Here is a 14905-nt window from a genome sequence, read left to right on the forward strand (position 1 = left end):
ATCAGGTTGATAGGTCTGAGGTGGAAGCGTGGTGACACGTGGAGCTGACAGATACTAATAGATCGAGGACTTAACCTATATTCTAATGTGAAGCATGAACATTGTTATCTAGTTTTGAGAGAACATTTTTAAAATATCTCTTGATTTATTTTCAATACATAGTATAATATCTTTTGTCACTAAATTGTCTGGTGATGATGGCGAAGAGGTCACACCCGTTCCCATGCCGAACACGGAAGTTAAGCTCTTCAGCGCCGATGGTAGTTGGGGGTCTCCCCCTGTGAGAGTAGGACATCGCCAGGCTTTCTTCATTCCGCAGTAGCTCAGTGGTAGAGCTATCGGCTGTTAACCGATCGGTCGTAGGTTCGAATCCTACCTGCGGAGCCAATTTGGAGAGCTGTCCGAGTGGCCGAAGGAGCACGATTGGAAATCGTGTAGGCGGTAACCCCGTCTCAAGGGTTCGAATCCCTTGCTCTCCGCCACAATTTACATAATAAAGGGCCCGTTGGTCAAGCGGTTAAGACACCGCCCTTTCACGGCGGTAACACGGGTTCGAATCCCGTACGGGTCACCATTTTATAGAATATACACCAGTATTTTTATTCGGAGGATTAGCTCAGCTGGGAGAGCATCTGCCTTACAAGCAGAGGGTCGGCGGTTCGAGCCCGTCATCCTCCACCATATCTTTTATATCGTCGCGGGGTGGAGCAGTTCGGTAGCTCGTCGGGCTCATAACCCGAAGGTCGCAGGTTCAAATCCTGCCCCCGCAACCAAAATGGTCCGGTAGTTCAGTTGGTTAGAATGCCTGCCTGTCACGCAGGAGGTCGCGGGTTCGAGTCCCGTCCGGACCGCCATTTTTAAAAAGAATACTTGGCTCGGTAGCTCAGTTGGTAGAGCAACGGACTGAAAATCCGTGTGTCGGCGGTTCGATTCCGTCCCGAGCCACCACTATTTGCCGGTGTAGCTCAATTGGTAGAGCAACTGACTTGTAATCAGTAGGTTGGGGGTTCAAGTCCTCTTGCCGGCACTGTTTTTCAAATGTGGAGGGGTAGCGAAGTGGCTAAACGCGGCGGACTGTAAATCCGCTCCCTCCGGGTTCGGCGGTTCGAATCCGCCCCCCTCCACCATTTTTGTTTTCATAGGGGCATAGTTTAAAGGTAGAACAGAGGTCTCCAAAACCTCCGGTGTGGGTTCGATTCCTACTGCCCCTGCCAATTTTCTTAATATGATTCATAACATCTATGGCGGTTGTGGCGAAGTGGTTAACGCACCAGATTGTGGCTCTGGCACTCGTGGGTTCGATTCCCATCAATCGCCCCATTTTATTATTGGGCTATAGCCAAGCGGTAAGGCAACGGACTTTGACTCCGTCATGCGTTGGTTCGAATCCAGCTAGCCCAGTTGATTTGCGGAAGTAGTTCAGTGGTAGAACACCACCTTGCCAAGGTGGGGGTCGCGGGTTCGAATCCCGTCTTCCGCTCCAATAATGGCGGCATAGCCAAGTGGTAAGGCAGAGGTCTGCAAAACCTTTATCCCCGGTTCAAATCCGGGTGTCGCCTTTTTTGAAAAGACTGCCGGGGTGGTGGAATTGGCAGACACACAGGACTTAAAATCCTGCGGTAGGTGACTACCGTGCCGGTTCAAGTCCGGCCCTCGGCACCATTATTTTTTATCATAAGTTGCGCTCTTTAATGATCATGCCGGTGTGGCGGAATTGGCAGACGCGCACGACTCAAAATCGTGTTCCTCACGGAGTGCCGGTTCGACCCCGGCCACCGGTATCTATTAAAAGTTTCATGATCGGTTTTTACCGTCAACCTAACGTTTCACCACAATGGTGAAACGTTTTTTTGTGGTTAAAACGAGTTATTTAGATGAAAATATAAACTTATTAGAAAATTTTGCAACAGCAGTTAGGCGTTATACCACTCTTATCAAGCAGATCGTGTAGCTGCCTCCCTTGAAATAAGAAGGACCAATAGAATATGCTAAATGCTGAAGGAAATGAATTCGCCTAGGATTATCTCGATTTTGAACATGGCTTGTGTTTAGATGACTACGGGGAGACATTCTCAGCAGCTGAAAGCGTGTATTATGTTGAAGATCGTTGGGAGAACTACGATAAAATCAAAAAAGTGATTCAAAAGCGTTATATAGATTGGGTGAATCAACGTTAAGGAATCTAGTTTTGTTTCAATAAATAAGAGCTTCTCATCTTTGTACTGTTTCATGTGGACGTTACAATTGGCTATAGGAGATAAATAGAATGAATTTAGAGGGGCGGAGTTGTTATCTTGCAAACGAAGACGATATTACAGACCATCATTGAAGACGAGGGATCACGAGATTATCCGCTTTTTAGACAGTACTGTGAGAGAAAAGAGCAGGGTCTGCGTAAAGATGCGCTTAAAGTTCTTCAGTCCTTTATAGCGGAGATGAAGGAGAACGAGGTTGAAGCAAAGCGTGTATTTGTTGCTTGGCTGTTTGAGTGGATTGAACGGTTTGAGGATGGTCATCATTTGCTTGTGTTTCCATTGGTAAATGAGGTGATTCAGCCCGTTCTGCAAGAGTGGGAGAATGTTGATCCAATGGATGTGAGACCATATCGCTGGCAAGGCTTGTTCGTGCATCAGGGAGAAGGGCTGCCTTACTTATTGAAGGCACTAGAGCTTGGAGGCAGCAAGGAGCAGCGTGTGATAGTTCAAATTTGTGAAACCTATCTATCGGCCTTATGGTATTCGTTTCATCATATACATGAAGATCTTTATTTAAGCACCTATGAGAAAGATGAAGAGCGAATTCAGGGCATTGAAGATGTCATGACACTGATTGAAGATAAGAGGATTCGTACCAATGTTGAAAAACATTCGGTCTACTATAACCAGCTTTTATCGGATTGGAAGGAATTTCAGCAGACGGAGACAAGAGGCTTTATGAAATGGTGTGCGGAGCGTAAGAAGCCCTATGAGTGGGTAGAGGCATTTTATTATCATCAATAGATGAGGAAACGGCAGAATTCATTCTGCCGTTTTTTTACTTATGCCATATTCGCTCTATTTCTACATGATCTGGTCTAAAATATTGCAGAACATAGACATCTGGATTGCTTAGCTGATCCCACTCCTTGAATCCAATCGTGGGATCGGCGTGTTTTAGAAGCAGGCTCATAATATTGCCATGTGTGGCGAATAAGGTATGATCTTTTCCTAATTTTATTTGTTCATAGAGTGCCTCTACAATACGGTTCATCGCTTCTTGGCTCGATTCTCCGCCTTCACAGGTCATATGTAAGTCCGAAAAACTGAGCTTTAGTTTCTCATACCAATCGTCCATTGGTTTGCTGCTTAACACACGTTCAGAAAGACGCTGATCAATTTGTACCTCGAGCTGTTTCACATGAGCAAGGGGCTCAGTGGTTTGGATCGCTCGTTTATAAGGACTTGAGATGATCTGATTGAGGTGGATACCGGAAAAGAACTGTGCTAGTTCGTGAGATTGTGCGATGCCTTGAGGCGTTAAAGACGCATCCTCGGATTGTCCATTTGCTTGGCAATGTCTGACGATATAATATGTTTTCATGGGGCACACCTCTCATCGAGTATAAAAAAATCATCCAGGATTGGATGAGGATTCATGAAGGTCTAGGTTCATTTGTTCGGATCTGTTTCTTTATAGGGATCTGTTAGCTTCGAGGTTAGGTCTAAGTTGAACAAAAAATCGTCTACGGTGTCTGTGCCAAAGGGAAGTGTGGAGAAGTTGATTGGGATGCTGTCTTCTTGCTTTTCTGAAGTGACCTGCTGTTTAGGCTGCTTTTTTCTCCAGTACTTAAACAAGCGCATGTAAAGCCCCCTTTTCTATGAAAAAGATGGATTTATACATAATATACGGGGAGAGTTGTCCAGGCGTCAAATGTTTTCTTAGAGAACGATGAAAAGAGCCACAGGAAAGTGCAGCTCTTTTTGTACATTTACATAGCACGACGTAATGCTTTCAGCACTTTACGTTCGCATTTTAAGTTATATCGCTTGTGATGGAGTTTATCCGTGTTACATCTGCCAATGACTTGTCTGACATCTGGATGATAAATGATGAGATTCCTGAAAGTTGGATCATTTAATAACGTGTGAAACCAGCTGAATTTTTTGAGATGCGCTGCATTTCTAGAGATATCCTCTTCATCTACCTGTAGAAAAGGGATATACACAGCAAGTGAAAAGATATCGAAAATGAATCCCATTTTGGTTCCTCCCCCCATATTATTTCCTACGCTTAGAAGAAGGAAAGGTTTCATTCAATAAACCTTTAAAAACAATCCCAGTGCATCAACCATTCTTTTTTGTCTTTGTCGTAATAGAAATACATCGTGCCGTTATCACCAATCATAAACCGAGGTTTTTCTTCTGGGGCGATTTGCAGCATGAATTCTCCTGGTTGATGACGGGGTGGGGATTGAATATATGCGCCATATCCATCGATTTTTGTGAATGAATAATTTGTGTATTGCTTAAAGAAGTGTTCTGTCGCTTCCTCACTTTCATTTACTTCTGATAAATCAACATATGACCACGCTTTTTCCCAGCAAGGGAAGTCCTTTTGCTCATTTTCATTCCATTGAATTTGAAAGGGTTTGAGTCCTCTCACTTCTTCTGGAGTCTCAACTACTTCGAATCCTTCCATAGTTGCGTATTCAATAAGCTTCCAGCCTTCGCCGTTTATGGTGATATCAATCGGAAGTGCTTTCTGATTAAGAAAGATTTGAATCATCTTACATTCATTGAATCCGTTCATTCCTCCTGGCACTTCAGGTAAATAAATTTGTAAGATCGGAATCATGACACCATCTTGATCTGCTGGCCAGCCTTGATCGGGGTGGATGAAGAAATGACTGGCAAACCAGCTGTGTGCTGCTGGATCAGGACGAAAACCGCCAATCTTAGCCACGATGGGTGTTTTTCCCAGTTGTTCTAATTCGTGAAAAGCCTTTATCTCCATTACTTATCCCTCAATCTTTAGCCTGCAATGTGGGCATCTTGAAACGTGCCATTGATATTGCCTGAGACAATGATGACATGTCCCCAAAATAAATCACCGTCATGACAGTACACTTCAAACTCTCCATCTGGGTAAGCATGAAGGCTTTCGAGTGAGATGCGGCTCATAAATTGATCCAGTGTGAGCTCTTCTTGTTTTTCAGCGGAGTCATCTTGTGCCTGCCAGTCTTTAGCTAGTTCAATCAGTTGATTTGCTGCAAATGATTTAATGGAAGAGTTCCATGTGGTCTGCTCTTCCATGAGTTGTCTAGCGGTTCGAAGAGAGTCGTTTACTTTTTCATCTTCTTCGAGGTTGAAGTAGAGCAGGCACTCTTGATTGCTCCATTGGATCGTTGTTTCAAATAAGTCTAGTCCTTTCACTAATTCAAAGGTGCCCAGCATGTCATCATGGTAAAAGACAGGTTTTTGAGCTTCTTCTCGTATCTCTTGAAGCTCTTGATCCTGTGTATCTGTATCGATGAGTGATACAAGCATGAACTCACCTTCACCTTTTCGGACCTGAAGTGTCACGATTGATTCTTTATGTAATTGTGCCTGCTTTTCCCGCAAGCCCTCTTCATCTGTTAACCAGCAGAGCCTTATGTTTTCGGTTGTGATGAGGTCTTTTTCCTTCCATGCAATCAGTGGAATAGAAGCGGTCCAAAGAGATTCCTGTCCGGTTTTTCCTGCGCCTACTCCTGAAGGTCCTGTGACAGCAATGATGTGATCTATTTCTGCTGAAAATCTTTCTTTAAATGCGCTTATTTGTTTGTTATTCTTCATGTGATGTCCTCCAGCCTGCTTTTTGAAAATCTATATCTTTATCACACCGCACATCAGAAGGAGAAATCAAGCTTTTTTTTGCTTAAAACTTTTTTAGATTGACAGAGGGAGAGAAAATACATGGATTGCTGGAGGGTGAGTCACAATAAAAAACAAATGGATTATGTATCGAATTTTGTATAAATTTAGGTGAAAGAGTCGAAAGGCCTAGGTGATTCTTCCTTTTCTTTATAATTACTTTGACACGAATAGATGAAAAAAGTAAAGTAGTACTGAGTGACTTACAAACCCTTCTTCATCCACTAAAACATGAAGTGTGTGTAAATGAAGTGTAAATGGATATTTTTCCTTTTATTTACTCGTATTTTTTTTGAAACCTTTGAAGCTTCTCATACGTTATATTAAAGGAGCACATATGTCCGGCGGAAACAGAGCATCGGAATGCTTGGTGAAGAAGATTTACATTTGCAAAATCAATGTAAATTTTTTATGATTTCATTTATATCAGAACGATAACTAAGAAAGAAGAGGTTTTATGAAAAAAATATTTGCGAACAAATATAGCTTTTTTGTATTGGCTGTCCTTTTATTTTGGGCGAAATCGTACGCTGCCTACAAAATGGACTTTAATTTAGGAGTGAAAGGTTCTTTTCAAGAGGGGCTTCTCTTATTAAATCCATTTAGTTCAGCCATTGTGTTTTTGGGACTGGCTCTCTTTTTGAAGGGTCGTAAATCTGCCATTGTTTTAATTGTTATTGACTTTATTATGACCGCACTTTTATATGCGAATGTAGCGTACTACCGTTTCTTTGATGACTTTTTGACTTTCTCCACAATGAAGCAAGCAGGCAATCTTGGAGGAGGCATGACTGGCGGTGTATTATCTAGTATTAAGCCGCATGACCTTTTGTATTTCCTTGATATCATTATCTTGATTGCGATTGTGATTTGGAGACCAGAAGTGAAAAAATTCCAAATGAAAAAGACATTTGCACTGCTGATTGTGGCTGCAGGTGTAGGACTGTTTTTTGTAAACCTTCATTTAGCTGAAAAGGACCGTCCAGAATTATTAACAAGAACATTTGATCACAAGTATGTTGTCAAATACTTAGGTGTTTATAATTATACGATTTATGACGGAGTACAATCAGCACAAAATGCAACACAGGTAGCAAATGCGAGCAGTGAAGATTTAACGGATGTTGTAAACTATACGGCTTCTCACTATGCGAAGCCAAACGCAGAGTATTTTGGTAAAGCAAAAGGGAAAAACATCATTAAAATCCATTTAGAAAGCTTCCAGTCTTTCTTAATTGACTACAAACTAAATGGAGAAGAAGTGACGCCGTTTTTAAACAAACTAGCTCATGGTAAAGAGGATTTTACGTATTTCGACAACTTCTTCCATCAGACAGGTCAAGGAAAGACAGCTGATGCTGAGCTAATGATGGATAATAGTATGTTCGGCTTGCCAGAGGGAGCAGCGTTTGTGACAAAAGGTGAAAATACTTACCAATCACTCCCTGCCATCCTAGATCAAAAAGCAGACTATACGAGCGCAGTGCTTCACGGGGACTATAAATCTTTCTGGAACCGTGACACGATTTATAAGCATATGGGATATGATCAATTCTTCGATGCTTCATATTACAACATGGATGAAGAAAATCTTGTGAATATGGGTCTGAAGGATAAACCATTCTTCAAAGAATCAATCCCGATGCTAGAATCAATGAAAAAGCCATTTTATGCACATTTAATGACATTGACTAATCACTATCCATTTAATTTAGATGAAAAAGATGCGACAATTGCTAAGGCAACAACTGGTGACAAAACAGTAGATAACTACTTCCAAACAGCAAGATATCTAGATGAGTCATTAGAGCAATTCTTTAAAGACTTGAAAAAATCAGGTATGTATAAAGACTCGGTCATTTTATTATATGGTGATCACAACGGTATTTCTGAAAACCATAACCGTGCAATGAGCGAAATTCAAGGGAAAGAAATTACACCTTATCAAAATGCACAAAACCAGCGTGTACCACTCATGATTCGTATTCCTGGCAAACAGGGCGGCGTGAACCATACGTATGGTGGTGAAGTAGACGTGATGCCTACGCTTCTTCACTTACAAGGTATTGATTCAAATGAGTATGTGAATTTTGGAACAGATCTATTCTCTAAGAAGCATGATCAAACTGTTGCATTCCGTAACGGAAACTATGTGACACCAAAATATACACTCGTAGATAACACTGTCTACGATACAAAAACAGGTAAAGTTGTGAAACAAAATAAAAAGACAGAGGCGATTAAAGCCCGTGTCGATAATCAGTTAAGCCTTTCAGATAAAGTGCTTTATAGGGATCTTCTTCGATTCCATAAGCTGTCTGACTTTAAACCAGTGAATCCATCTGATTATTTCTATGGTAAATCAAAAGAAAAAGAAGAGGATTCTTCTGCTAAGTAACTGAGTTTTGGGCAAGCACAGAAGGGTGCTTGCCTTTTTCTCTCTCACCGCTTGATTTGTTGGCAAAATATGTTTATATTTAGGGTGATACAAGCGTGAGGCTGGCGTGCAGCTGGCGGAACTCATTTCGTCCTAGGGGATTTCAGGAGGAGCTTATGACAACAAATACAAAAACACAAAAAAAGAAATCAGAATTATGGGGCTGGATCAAAGCCATCTTAATCGCATTCATTGCTGTTTTTATCATTCGTAACTTTTTATTCGCCCCTTACATTGTCAAAGGGTCTTCCATGTACCCGACATTGCATGATACAGAGCGGGTTTTTGTGAATAAAACGGTTGATTACTTCGGCGATTACAAACGGGGACAGATCATTGTTCTTGATGGGGAAGACCGCAGCACTCATTATGTAAAACGATTAATTGGTTTACCCGGTGATAAAATTGAAATGAAAAATGACCAGCTATATGTCAATGGTCAAAAAGTGGCGGAGCCTTACTTAGCGTCAAAGAAAAAGAAAGCAGCCGCAGATGGGACCTTGCTGACACCTGATTTTGGTCCTCTTACCGTTCCAAAAGGAAAGTATTTTGTCATGGGTGACAATCGTCAAAACTCAATGGACAGCCGCAATGGCTTAGGTCTTTTTACAAAAAGTGATATTCAAGGAACGACTTCATTTGTGTTTTATCCTTTCCAAGACATTCGACTACTCAATGATTAATGACTCATAAAAAAAAGCACACAGAGGTGTGCTTTTTCTATTTCATTCAGCATGGCTTTTTGTGATCGCCTGTTCAAGATCTGCAAGGATGTCTTCAATCGCTTCTGTTCCAACAGATAAACGAATGAGTTCTGGTGTGACGCCTGTCGCTTTTTGTTCTGCTTCACTTAATTGTTGATGCGTTGTGCTGGCAGGATGAATAATCAGTGATTTGGAATCGCCCACATTGGCAAGGTGTGAGAAAAGCTTAACAGAATCAATGAGCTTTTTACCAGCTGCTCGTCCACCTTTAATACCGAATGTGAGAATGGCGCCTTGTCCTTTTGGCAAATACGTTTGAGCAAGCTCATAAGATTCATGGCTTTCAAGACCTGGGTAGCTTACCCAATCTACAAGAGGGTGATCTTGTAAAAATTGCGCTGTTTTTAATGCATTTTCACTATGACGCTCGAGACGCAGATGCAAAGTTTCTAGGCCTTGCAGAAGTAAAAATGAGTTAAATGGAGACAGGGCAGCCCCTAAATCCCGCAAGAGCTGTACACGTGCTTTTGTGATATAAGCGGCTTCTCCAATTGCTTCGGTATACGTCAGGCCGTGGTAACTTGGATCTGGTTCAGTCAGCCCTTTGAACTTATCACTGTCAGCCCAAGGAAACTGGCCGCTATCGACAATGACACCGCCGATTGATGTACCATGACCGCCAATGAATTTCGTAGCGGAATGGACGACAATGTCTGCACCAAACTCGATCGGTCTTAATAAATAGGGGCTTGCGAGCGTATTGTCCACAATAAGCGGAATATGGTGCTTGTGTGCAATGGCTGAGACGGCTTCAATATGTAGAATGTCGCCTTTAGGATTCCCAATGCTTTCTGCATACACTGCCTTCGTTTTGTCTGTAATCGCTGCTTCGAGTTCTTCCAAGTTGGATGAATCAACAAATTTCACTGTAATGCCGAGCTTTTTGAGTGTATGGGCAAATAAATTGTACGTGCCTCCATAAAGGCTGCTGGAGGATACAATTTCGTCACCAGCTCCTGCAATGTTTAAAATAGAATAAGTTGTCGCTGCTTGTCCAGAAGAGACAGCAAGTGCACCAATGCCGCCCTCAAGCTCAGCGATCCGTTTTTCAAAGACGTCATTTGTAGGGTTCATAATGCGAGAATAAATATTTCCGGGTTCCTGCAGTCCAAATAAATTCGCCGCATGCTCACTATCTCTAAAACCGAAAGAGCTTGTTTGGTAAATAGGCACGGCTCTTGAATAGGTTGCTGAATCAAGCTCCTGACCTGCGTGAATGGCTTTTGTTTCTAAACGGAATGGACGTTCTTCTGACATGTGTGTATCCTCCTTTTGTTAGATAAAACCAACTACTTTGATAAGAAATATTTAATAAGACTATAAATCTTGTTTCATGCCTGGTCAATCATTTTTTAGATAAATCTGAAAAAATAATCAATAAAGTTGATGAACTTTTTTATTTCAATTGGAAGGGTGTATATGTTGGTGAAAAGAGAGATTGTTTCCTTAGAGAGTGCGGATCAGTTTTTTTAGAAAGCAGCAAATCATTCAAGTGTTGTTTGAAAAGATCATGCTCGCCATCGTTTTAGATGAATTCTATAAGCGATTAATCTAATTTGAAGCACAAAGAATGCCAGCTGGTGGAATCATGGGTAAAGCCTATGCTGTAGGTTGCTTTTTCATAGAAAGGAGCGTGTCATATGTTGGATGTTACTCAAGAAGGCAAGGGCTTTTTTCCCAATGATCTCTCTTGTATATACATATTTTAAGTGACAAGAGAAGAAGGAAAATATGCTCACTTTTTTGTCGGAATTATCAGTAAATATTTCATAAATGGAGTTATAACGACATATAATCAGGACTTTTATATCTGATATATCGGGGGAATTCTTTCTATCTCACAAAAAAGAAAGAATATATAAAGGAGATGATAAAAATGGCCTATTTCAAAAAAAGAAGAAAAAAGATGGTTCAATTGCCATTATATGGGTTTGGTGGTTCTTATGGAGTGAAAAAACCTAGTTAATAAGAGAGGGGTTATACACTTAAAAGTGAATAATTGAATAAAAAGTCACATTTTACCCAAAAGTATGTTCGGTCAAAAATGGGATCTTCTGTTGATGTTTGGAGAGTGACGCCTATGATACGATCATCATAAGCTGGGAGGTGAAAAGTATGACTTATGCAGCGCCGCAAGTTGACTATTCCACTATGGAACCTGCTATTATGGACCAAGCTTGGTTCTTAGTATTTGTTGCTGTCCTTCTTGGACTGGGAGCAACAGTTGTTCTAGGAGCAGCAGTTTGGTGTTTAGCAAACGGCAAGGGTAGCTTTACAGGAGCCGTTCAGTGGGAAAGTGGCTTAAAAGTCCAAATTGAATGTAAGTAGCTATACTTAGGATTCATCTTTTTACTTCTATGAAATGACACCAGGGCTAAACCGTCTGTGGCGGGCGGTTTAGCCTGATCTGTTTTTAAAGAATATGCAGACACTTGGAGGTTATATGTTTACGATCGAGAATTTAACTAAGACGTATAAAAATAACGTGACTGCTGTCAATGATTTTCATCTACAGATCGACCCTCATCAAATCGTTGCTGTTGCTGGACCGAATGGTTCCGGTAAAACAACGATGATTAACTGTATACTCGGCATCATTAAGCATACAGAAGGAACGATTCTCTTGCAGGACGTCACAAATGACGAACCATCCTTTAAAAAACAAGTAGCCTATGTTCCAGATGATCTGCTACTCCCTGAAGCTTTGACTGGTGCTGAATATTTAGATTTTGTTTCTTCTATGTATGAATGTAAAACAATTCATAGAAGAAATCAACTAATTGAACTGTTTGATATGGACTCGGCTTTATCAAGACCGATCGAAACCTATTCACATGGTATGAAAAAAAAGACACAGCTGATTGCCGCCTTTATGCTTGATAGTCAATTGGTGATCATGGATGAGCCCTTTAGAGGACTTGATATTGAAGCGGTTATAAACACAAAGAAACTGATGAAGCGTTATGCCGAGCACCATGGTGCGATCTTGCTTTCAACGCATGATATGCTTTCAGCGGAAGAGCTGTGCCACAAAATCGCCATTATTTCTAAGGGAAATAAAATGGATGAAGGAACGGTCTCAGCCTTAAAGGAGAGGTATCAATCAAGCACATTGGAACAGGTGTTTCTGAAAGCTTCAATGTTAAGTGATAGGGGTGCACATTTTGATGAAATCATTAATCATTTCTAGAATGATGCTTAAAATGTGGCAGCAGGAGATGTATAAGCTCTTTGATACTCAGACGAAGCGGATCATTGTGATCTTATTCTTTTTGTTTGCCGTCACAATGGGCGCCATCATCGGATACAGTTTTACAGGTGTCTTTATGAAGGCTTTCTTAAATGGAGATGAACGTTCACTTGGATTACTCGTTGTGTCAATGGCGATCAATGCATCCATATTTACAAGCTTGTTATTCATTTTGATCAAGGTCAGAACGCCTGAGCAAGACCGTTTTTCTATGCAGCTCAGCTGGTTCCCGCTTTCTACCTTTCAGAAAAGCCTTGGATACTTTATTCCGATGGTGACAGTGGTGGCAGGACTTGTGTTATTTTTTATCGGTATCCTGCTTTTACCTAACTTTATTGCCCAGGGAATAGGTATTTTCTTTATCTTTACGTTCTTTTTAATGGTGATTTTGCAATCGCTTTTTGTCTTAATGCTTCTGCAACTCATTTATAATATTACCTATTTGGTCGTTCTGAAATTAAAATTACCGTTACAAAAATTTGCAGCGATCTTTGTTTTATTAGCACTGGTTGTGGCGTATGGAATGACGCATTTTGATATCAGTCAAATTCAGCAATCATATATACAGTTTGATTATCATTTGATGTATTTTACAGCACCGTTTTTCTTAGCGGCTCAAGGAATGTCTCCTGAAGGGGTAAATTATGCAATCTTGATCCTGTTCATCCTTTTATCGGCGGGCGGCGCATTTCTTTCTCTTGCGATGATGCCAATTATGGCAGAGAAAAAAGCGTTAACCTTTTTAAACAAACTGCCGTTCTCTTCTTCAAAAAAATGGTCACTTATTGTAAAGGAAATGAAATCACAGGTGCGAAATGAAGAAAACATTTTAAACTTTCTCATTCTCCTCATTGTGATCTTATTCGTCCGTTATCAGTTTGGATTCCGCTTTGAAGAAGAAGCGTTTTTTGTTCTCTGCGCTCTTGCTGGATTAACCGCCTTCAATTCATTTGGCAATGATAAACGAATGCTGGGGATGTACAAAACATTTGGCCTAAGATCGTGGGAAGTGGCTCTGTATAAGTTTATCGGGCTTTTGCTTGTTGGTATACTGCAAATTGCGTTATTCATGCTGACAACGCTGACGCTTCCTGATCAGATTTGGAACGTATTGATTGGGGCTGCTGTTTTATGCAATGCCACTGCGCTTTTTTATGTGGTAGGTATTTTACTTCCGCTTGACCGAAACAATCCCTACACAGGTATTTTTTCATTTGGAGCACTTATTTTACTCATGATTCCGATTGTTTTTATTGGAAACTATGTCATAGGGGAGTCGAGTCAAACACTTCAGTGGCTGCTTGTAGCTGCATTTGAAGGTCTGCTCATCTTTGCCATATACAAAGGTTTTTCATGGAGGTATTCACATGATTCAACTTCTTAACAATAAGCTAAAGATTGAGCGGGTACCGGCACTCGCGCCGTATGTGACCTTACAAAAGAGGCATCTCACTGATACGCAGTATGGAAGCACACTCCCGATTAATGAAAGTGCCTATCATATGTTAACGAAAGTAGATGGCAAAAGGACAGAAGCAAGTATTACCGCAGAGCTCGCCGATTTGTTTCAGGTCGATGAATCTGTGATTTCTCGTGACTTTTATCAACTGATAATGGGGTTAAATCAGCATCACTTGCTGTCTATTCATTATCAATCACCATATCGGATTGTGACAGCCTGTTGTCAATTTTTCAAACAGTATCAAGTGAAAATGAAGGAACGATTTGATTGCACTGGTCACTCGTTCCTGCACATTTTGGGGACGGCTTTGCTCATGGTGACGCGTAAAATCATCTTTTTCTGGATGCTTTTTATGGTCATGGCAGGGATCGCTTTTTTATTCATTCCTGACCAGTCGATTGCAGCCATTGCGATTTATTTTACTATTATTTATTTTGGATTAATTACCGGGACCGCCTTACATGAGGCAGCACACGGCTATGCGCATCGGAAATTTGCGGGACGGGATGGTCCTCAAGGCTTTTTTGCGAGTGATATGATGTCTGTGAAATTTGTGAGACCTGTATTAGATCCGTTTCAGAAAAAGCAAGTATGGATTACTCTGCTTGGGCCGCTTGTCCCGGGTGTGATCGGGGCAGCAGGGATCATTGTGACCGTATTATTTCTGAAAGAAAATCCAATTTCGACAGGTTTCTTTATTTTTTCAATCACGTATTTTATTCAATTACTCTATCTTCTTCCATTTATGGGGGATGGTAAATCCATTATGAAGCAGCTATTGCTTGGGGGAATGGGAGGACAACGATCATGAACGTACAGGCGATGAAACAAGGCGCTATTGTTGGTGGCTTTCTAGGATTTTTAGGCTTTCCGATGCTGACAATTGGTGTATTGTTCTATCATTTATTTCAATCAAAAACGAATGATGCCTTATTATTTAACAGTCTCGCTTTTGAGATGGAAGGTTCATCCGCATTTACTTTTCAGATCAAGCCAAACTTTTTTATTTATATGATTGTGATTTTTGCCGCGAGTTTTCTCATTGTGGCTTTCTTATCAGCAATGAAGCAGAAAAAAGCAAAAGATTAGGAGAATCCTCCT

The 14905-nt window shown here is 41.0% G+C and carries 14 protein-coding genes, 16 tRNA genes and 1 rRNA gene; 25 read left to right on the forward strand and 6 right to left on the reverse strand.

All coding sequences use genetic code 11. From position 1 onward, the window contains the following. The first annotated feature begins 187 nt into the window (after positions 1 to 187). From rrf to C6Y06_RS05055, 18 genes are all read left to right on the forward strand, one after another. A 5S ribosomal RNA gene (gene rrf, locus C6Y06_RS04970) occupies positions 188 to 303 on the forward strand. A 9-nt stretch (positions 304 to 312) separates the two neighbouring features. Further along, positions 313 to 387 (forward strand) — tRNA-Asn (locus tag C6Y06_RS04975). Positions 388 to 391: 4 nt separating this feature from the next. Continuing rightward, positions 392 to 482, forward strand: a tRNA-Ser gene (locus C6Y06_RS04980). A gap of 17 nt (positions 483 to 499) precedes the next feature. Beyond that, positions 500 to 574 (forward strand) — tRNA-Glu (locus C6Y06_RS04985). A 31-nt stretch (positions 575 to 605) separates the two neighbouring features. Continuing rightward, positions 606 to 681 (forward strand) — tRNA-Val (locus tag C6Y06_RS04990). Between the two features lie 15 nt (positions 682 to 696). Beyond that, positions 697 to 773, forward strand: a tRNA-Met gene (locus tag C6Y06_RS04995). A gap of 4 nt (positions 774 to 777) precedes the next feature. Next, a tRNA-Asp gene (locus tag C6Y06_RS05000) sits at positions 778 to 854 on the forward strand. Positions 855 to 872: 18 nt separating this feature from the next. Then, positions 873 to 948, forward strand: a tRNA-Phe gene (locus C6Y06_RS05005). Positions 949 to 954: 6 nt separating this feature from the next. Then, positions 955 to 1027, forward strand: a tRNA-Thr gene (locus tag C6Y06_RS05010). 15 nt (positions 1028 to 1042) lie between these two features. Further along, a tRNA-Tyr gene (locus C6Y06_RS05015) sits at positions 1043 to 1127 on the forward strand. 13 nt (positions 1128 to 1140) lie between these two features. Continuing rightward, positions 1141 to 1214: transfer RNA gene (locus C6Y06_RS05020), tRNA-Trp, on the forward strand. Positions 1215 to 1244: 30 nt separating this feature from the next. After that, positions 1245 to 1320, forward strand: a tRNA-His gene (locus tag C6Y06_RS05025). Between the two features lie 9 nt (positions 1321 to 1329). Further along, a tRNA-Gln gene (locus C6Y06_RS05030) sits at positions 1330 to 1401 on the forward strand. Positions 1402 to 1408: 7 nt separating this feature from the next. After that, positions 1409 to 1483: transfer RNA gene (locus C6Y06_RS05035), tRNA-Gly, on the forward strand. Positions 1484 to 1488: 5 nt separating this feature from the next. Further along, positions 1489 to 1559, forward strand: a tRNA-Cys gene (locus C6Y06_RS05040). 14 nt (positions 1560 to 1573) lie between these two features. Then, a tRNA-Leu gene (locus tag C6Y06_RS05045) sits at positions 1574 to 1662 on the forward strand. 37 nt (positions 1663 to 1699) lie between these two features. Further along, positions 1700 to 1781 (forward strand) — tRNA-Leu (locus tag C6Y06_RS05050). A 513-nt stretch (positions 1782 to 2294) separates the two neighbouring features. Next, positions 2295 to 2999 carry a hypothetical protein gene (locus C6Y06_RS05055; protein ID WP_106031601.1) on the forward strand — a complete coding sequence of 235 codons (705 nt, stop codon included), beginning with the start codon at positions 2295 to 2297 and terminating at the stop codon, positions 2997 to 2999. A gap of 34 nt (positions 3000 to 3033) precedes the next feature. Here C6Y06_RS05055 and C6Y06_RS05060 read toward each other — a convergent pair whose 3' ends face one another. The 5 genes from C6Y06_RS05060 to C6Y06_RS05080 all read right to left on the reverse strand — a co-directional run bounded on the left by C6Y06_RS05060 (position 3034) and on the right by C6Y06_RS05080 (position 5813). Beyond that, a complete protein-coding gene (locus C6Y06_RS05060; RefSeq protein ID WP_106031602.1) occupies positions 3034 to 3579 on the reverse strand; it encodes a histidine phosphatase family protein in 546 nt (181 codons plus the stop codon). A gap of 68 nt (positions 3580 to 3647) precedes the next feature. Then, positions 3648 to 3839 (reverse strand): hypothetical protein, encoded by a 192-nt coding sequence (locus C6Y06_RS05065; RefSeq protein WP_034663839.1) that lies wholly within the window; start codon positions 3837 to 3839, stop codon positions 3648 to 3650. Between the two features lie 128 nt (positions 3840 to 3967). Further along, on the reverse strand, positions 3968 to 4237 hold the full coding sequence (locus C6Y06_RS05070) for a hypothetical protein (RefSeq protein ID WP_034663836.1): 270 nt from the start codon (positions 4235 to 4237) through the stop codon (positions 3968 to 3970). Between the two features lie 65 nt (positions 4238 to 4302). After that, a complete protein-coding gene (locus C6Y06_RS05075; protein ID WP_106036587.1) occupies positions 4303 to 4992 on the reverse strand; it encodes a DUF1963 domain-containing protein in 690 nt (229 codons plus the stop codon). A gap of 17 nt (positions 4993 to 5009) precedes the next feature. Continuing rightward, positions 5010 to 5813, reverse strand: coding sequence for a DUF2262 domain-containing protein (locus C6Y06_RS05080; RefSeq protein ID WP_060595830.1), 804 nt, complete (start codon positions 5811 to 5813; stop codon positions 5010 to 5012). Positions 5814 to 6348: 535 nt separating this feature from the next. Between C6Y06_RS05080 and ltaS the strand changes: the two genes are divergently transcribed. Beyond that, positions 6349 to 8289 carry a lipoteichoic acid synthase gene (gene ltaS, locus C6Y06_RS05085; protein WP_106036588.1) on the forward strand — a complete coding sequence of 647 codons (1941 nt, stop codon included), beginning with the start codon at positions 6349 to 6351 and terminating at the stop codon, positions 8287 to 8289. A 155-nt stretch (positions 8290 to 8444) separates the two neighbouring features. Then, positions 8445 to 9011 (forward strand): signal peptidase I, encoded by a 567-nt coding sequence (gene lepB, locus C6Y06_RS05090; protein ID WP_106036589.1) that lies wholly within the window; start codon positions 8445 to 8447, stop codon positions 9009 to 9011. Positions 9012 to 9053: 42 nt separating this feature from the next. On the opposite strand, the gene C6Y06_RS05095 is transcribed toward lepB, so the two are convergent. Further along, positions 9054 to 10349, reverse strand: coding sequence for a homocysteine synthase (locus C6Y06_RS05095; RefSeq protein WP_060595833.1), 1296 nt, complete (start codon positions 10347 to 10349; stop codon positions 9054 to 9056). 858 nt (positions 10350 to 11207) lie between these two features. Between C6Y06_RS05095 and C6Y06_RS05100 the strand changes: the two genes are divergently transcribed. From C6Y06_RS05100 to C6Y06_RS05120, 5 genes are all read left to right on the forward strand, one after another. Then, complete coding sequence (locus C6Y06_RS05100) at positions 11208 to 11420, forward strand: hypothetical protein (protein WP_003211695.1); 213 nt, start codon at positions 11208 to 11210, stop codon at positions 11418 to 11420. 115 nt (positions 11421 to 11535) lie between these two features. Further along, a complete protein-coding gene (locus tag C6Y06_RS05105; RefSeq protein WP_106036590.1) occupies positions 11536 to 12282 on the forward strand; it encodes an ABC transporter ATP-binding protein in 747 nt (248 codons plus the stop codon). After that, positions 12260 to 13726: a hypothetical protein gene (locus C6Y06_RS05110; RefSeq protein WP_060595834.1), complete on the forward strand. Its 1467-nt coding sequence runs from the start codon at positions 12260 to 12262 to the stop codon at positions 13724 to 13726. The genes C6Y06_RS05105 and C6Y06_RS05110 overlap by 23 nt, the downstream gene beginning before the upstream one ends. Further along, complete coding sequence (locus C6Y06_RS05115) at positions 13710 to 14615, forward strand: PqqD family protein (RefSeq protein ID WP_060595835.1); 906 nt, start codon at positions 13710 to 13712, stop codon at positions 14613 to 14615. Before C6Y06_RS05110 ends, C6Y06_RS05115 begins: the two co-directional genes overlap by 17 nt. Further along, positions 14612 to 14893, forward strand: coding sequence for a hypothetical protein (locus tag C6Y06_RS05120; RefSeq protein WP_060595836.1), 282 nt, complete (start codon positions 14612 to 14614; stop codon positions 14891 to 14893). Before C6Y06_RS05115 ends, C6Y06_RS05120 begins: the two co-directional genes overlap by 4 nt. Positions 14894 to 14905: the final 12 nt, after the last annotated feature.

This window comes from Bacillus sp. MZGC1 (genome assembly GCF_002998605.1).
In the GTDB taxonomy this organism is placed as follows: Bacteria; Bacillota; Bacilli; order Bacillales; family Bacillaceae; genus Bacillus.